The following is a 4,426-nucleotide window of genomic DNA, read 5'->3' on the forward strand; positions in this document are numbered from 1 at the left end:
GACTTTTTCCCCTAATCCTAGTGCTTGCGTCATCCCTGGGTTTAAACATTCAGCCACGGTGGGAGTTAAAGACGATTGCCGAATAACTTGACTTAATTTACTAATATTTTCGCTATTTCCAGTGATTATCAGGGTTTCTGAGTTAGGGGTTTCGGGATACAGTCGCAGGGTAATCTGATCGATAATCCCTAAAGTGCCGTAGGAACCCGTAAATAGCTTCATCATGTCGTATCCCGCCACATTCTTGACCACACGCCCTCCAGCTTTAGCAATCTCGCCATCGTGACGGATAAAGGAGAATCCTAGGATCAGATCCCGGACACCACCGTATCTTTGCCGCCATGTTCCCGCGTCGGCTGTGGCTATAATACCGCCAATCGTGGCATTATCGGCGTAACTGGGATCAAGAGGAAGAAATTGACCGCTAGGAGCTAAAAAAGCCTGTAAATCCGCTAGTTTAAGCCCAGCTTGCACGGTTATAGTTAAATCTCCCCTAGCATGGTCAATAATCCGGTTGAGATTTTGGGTACTGACTAAAATATCGGGCGACTCGACTAACCCACCCCAATCTAATTTACTGCCTTGACCGTAGGCCAGTAAAGACAGACGATTTTCGTTGGTAAAACGCACCAGAGAGGATAAAGCGGTTGTATTAGCGGGATAAACTATAATTTCAGGACTTTTGCCCCTAATTGCCCTTGATAATCTTTCTTGTTCCTCTTTTGGCACTTGTGGCCAGGCAATAACCGTCGTGTCGGGGGGTAAAATAGAAGTTATCTGAACAGCGATCGCAGTCATATTTTACAAAAGAATTGAGGAGTGAGGAGTCAGGACTTACCGGCCGATAATGGCGAAGAATGGGGGTAATGCTGGGGCTAATCAGTAATTTTCAGCCTCTATTAATCAGATTACCTTAGTTTGGCTCTCCATCTCCGATGTCAGGCAATTCTAGCAATATTGAGGCACAAAGAAGTCAGCTTAATAACTGACTGCTAAATTAGCCATACACTCGTGTCATAATGTTAGATTACCTCGATCAGTAAGCCAAGAAGTAATGAGTGTAGATTGGACGAATAGCCGCGCCAAGCGATTAAGTGCCTTACCCCCCTACGTTTTCGCCCGCTTGGATGAATTAAAAGCCTTAGCCCGCAAAGAAGGACTAGATTTAATCGATTTAGGCATGGGCAACCCGGACGGTTTTGCTCCGCGTCCAGTTATCGAAGCGGCCATTCAAGCTTTTGAAACCCCCCAATTTCACGGTTATCCACCCTTTGAAGGAACCGCCAGTTTCCGAGAAGCGATCGCTAAATGGTATGATCGCTGTTATGGTGTGGAACTCAATCCCGATAACGAAGCTTTACCCCTGCTCGGTTCCAAAGAGGGCCTATCCCACCTGGCTTTGGCTTATGTTAACCCCGGTGATGTGGTCTTGGTTCCCAGTCCCGCCTATCCCGCCCATTTTCGCGGTCCCTTGATTGCTGGGGCGACGCTATACCCGATCATTTTAAAAGCAGAACAGGATTGGCTGATAGATATCGATTCTATCCCCGAAGATGTGGCTAAACAGGCGAAAATCCTCTATTTTAACTATCCCAGTAACCCCACCGCCGCCATTGCCCCCCGAGAATTTTTTGAGAAAATCGTTGCCTGGGCCCAGCACTATGAGATTATGCTCGTCCATGATCTCTGTTATGCTGAATTAAGTTTTGATGGTTATCAGCCCACCAGTTTATTAGAAATTCCGGGGGCAAAAGAGATTAGTGTGGAATTTCATACCCTCTCGAAAACCTATAATATGGCCGGGTGGCGCGTCGGTTTTGTCGTGGGCAATTCCGATATTATTCAAGGGTTACGCACCCTGAAAACCAATCTCGATTATGGTATCTTTTCCGTCATCCAAAAGGCGGCCGAAACCGCCCTACAACTGCCGGATGAATACGTCAAACAAGTACAGGAAAGATACCGGCAGCGACGAGATTTTTTCATCAAAGGTTTGGCGCAATTAGGTTGGGATATTCCCCCCTCTAAGGCGACAATGTATCTCTGGGTTCCCTGTAGCGTCGGTATGACTTCCACGGATTTCGCCCTTACTGTTTTGCAAAAAACTGGTGTCGTGGTCACTCCGGGCAATGCTTTTGGAGAGGGAGGGGAAGGTTATGTGCGCGTCAGTTTAATCGCCGATATCCCGCGATTAGGGGAAGCTTTACAGCGCCTCGAAGATGCGGGAATTCGCTATCGGTAAGGAGAGTTTTTTCCCTTGATTTACGGGCCAAATCCCTCTAGGCACTGGCTAAAATTGCGATTATGATGGAATTTTATCGCGGTAGCTTGCCACTTCCATGACCTACAGCTTAAGAATTGCCGATATTCCCGTCAGTGAAAGACCCAGGGAACGTTTAATCAGTGTCGGGGCGAAAAACCTCAGTAACGCCGAATTATTAGCGATTTTACTAGCTACAGGTCAAGGTAAAGGCAAACTCTCGGCAGTGGGTTTAGGACAGCATATTCTCAACGAATTGAGTAAATATCGCCGGGAGCCTTTGGACGTTTTGAGGGATATTCACCCCCATGAATTAACCGCTATTCATGGCATTGGACCGGCTAAGGCCACTACTATTCTAGCGGCGATCGAATTGGGAAAACGAGCTTTTCAACGACGACCGACGGAAAAAATGGTCATCGATAGTCCCGATACCGCTGCCGCTATTCTTGGACACGAACTAATGTATCAGTCTCAGGAACGTTTCGCCGTTATTTTACTCGATGTCAAAAATCAGTTAATCGCACTAAAAGTGATTACTATCGGCACAGCCACGGAAACACTGGTACATCCGCGAGAAATCTTTCGAGAAGTAGTTAAACAATCAGCTACTAAGTTAATTATCGCCCATAATCACCCCACTGGGTCACTTGCGCCTAGTCAAGACGATATTTTACTCACAGAACAATTATTACAGGGAGCCACCTATCTAGCCATTCCTCTCCTAGATCATTTGATCCTCGGTAATGGCAACTTCCAAAGTCTTCGCCAAATCACAGATCTTTGGGAAAAATATCCCCAAGAAGATTAGACCTCTTGCAACAATCAAAAATTGTTGTTAGGTTTAGCTGGAAAAGGGAGCGAGTGCGCTCGAAATCTGGGTAAAATTTGAGAGATACAATCGGTCAATTGGGCATGGATTATAAAGAAGCGGGCGTGGATGTGGAAGCGGGACGCGCTTTTGTCGAGAAAATTCGCCAAAATGTGGAAAGTACCTTCCGTCCTGAAGTTATCGGCGGTTTAGGCGGTTTTGGCGGCTATTTTCAGTTACCTTCCGGTTATCGGCAACCGGTGTTAGTATCGGGAACTGATGGTGTGGGAACCAAGCTGAAAATTGCCCATAGTCTCAATTGCCATGATACGGTGGGAATTGACCTCGTGGCCATGTGCGTCAACGATGTCTTAACCTCCGGGGCTGAACCTTTATTTTTCTTGGATTATCTCGCCACCGGTAAACTGGAAGCGTCACAGTTAGCAGCGGTGGTATCGGGAATCGCTAGGGCCTGTCGTGATAGTGGTTGTACTCTTTTGGGAGGGGAAACGGCGGAGATGCCAGGGTTTTATTCGGCGGGAGAGTACGATTTAGCGGGTTTTTGCGTCGGTATTGTCGAAAAAAGTCAATTACTCGACGGCAGTAGGGTGCAAATCGGCGATGTGGCTATCGGTTTAGCCAGTAGTGGGGTTCACAGTAACGGTTTTAGTCTTGTTCGTAAGATTATCGACACCCAGGGCTTAAATTGGCAAGATTGCCCCGAAATTTTGGCCGGCTCTAGCTTAGGTGAAGTTTTGTTAACTCCCACTAGACTTTATGTCAAACCTGTGCTACAACTGCTTCGCTCTGGGTTAGATATTCACGCCATGGCCCACATTACTGGGGGTGGTATCCCGGAAAATTTGCCCCGCTGCTTAGGTAAAGGGCATTCCGTGCAGATTTACCGCGAAAGTTGGCCAGTTTTGCCAATTTTTCACTGGTTAGCCCAGATGGGTTCGGTTAATTCCGAAGCCATGTTTAATACTTTTAATATGGGTATCGGTTTTGTGATCATTGTCCCATCAGATCTGGCTCGATCGACTATTAATCAACTACAATCCTCTGGGATTAATGCCTACCAAATCGGCGAAGTGATTGCCGGCAAGGGGGAGATTGTTGGGCTTGATTAAAGTTAGTTCAGGCTAAGAAGATTTTGCCATGAATTCCACCAAAAAATCAGGTTGACTGGCTGGGATAGCAGCAGAGTTTCGGCCTATCCCCAACCCAATTTATATTAAGTTTTTTTACTTAAGTAGTTAGGGTCTGCTGAATAAATCTAAAAACCTTGTTGGATAAGACTTTTGGACTTTTTTCCCCTCAAAAAGTGCCAGCCATTGCGGGGATCGGGGGGAAAA

4 protein-coding genes are annotated in these 4,426 nt (G+C 46.5%); 3 read left to right on the plus strand and 1 reads right to left on the minus strand.

Annotated elements, in window-relative coordinates; genetic code table 11:
* Window positions 1-798: FAD-binding oxidoreductase (locus PX636_RS20905; protein ID WP_288118667.1), on the minus strand; the 798-nt coding region annotated here is incomplete at its 3' end.
* Between the two features lie 256 nt (window positions 799-1,054).
* On the opposite strand from PX636_RS20905, the gene PX636_RS20910 reads away from it, so the two are divergent.
* From PX636_RS20910 to purM, 3 genes are all read left to right on the plus strand, one after another.
* The gene (locus PX636_RS20910) at window positions 1,055-2,242 is read left to right on the plus strand and encodes an aspartate aminotransferase (RefSeq protein ID WP_288118669.1); all 1,188 of its coding nucleotides are present in this window, start codon (window positions 1,055-1,057) and stop codon (window positions 2,240-2,242) included.
* A gap of 97 nt (window positions 2,243-2,339) precedes the next feature.
* On the plus strand, window positions 2,340-3,071 hold the full coding sequence (radC, locus tag PX636_RS20915; RefSeq protein WP_004162729.1) for a RadC family protein: 732 nt from the start codon (window positions 2,340-2,342) through the stop codon (window positions 3,069-3,071).
* A 104-nt stretch (window positions 3,072-3,175) separates the two neighbouring features.
* The gene (purM, locus tag PX636_RS20920) at window positions 3,176-4,201 is read left to right on the plus strand and encodes a phosphoribosylformylglycinamidine cyclo-ligase (protein WP_288118671.1); all 1,026 of its coding nucleotides are present in this window, start codon (window positions 3,176-3,178) and stop codon (window positions 4,199-4,201) included.
* Window positions 4,202-4,426 lie beyond the last annotated feature (225 nt).

The organism is Microcystis sp. M53598_WE2, assembly GCF_030067735.1.
Lineage (GTDB): Bacteria > Cyanobacteriota > Cyanobacteriia > Cyanobacteriales > Microcystaceae > Microcystis > Microcystis aeruginosa.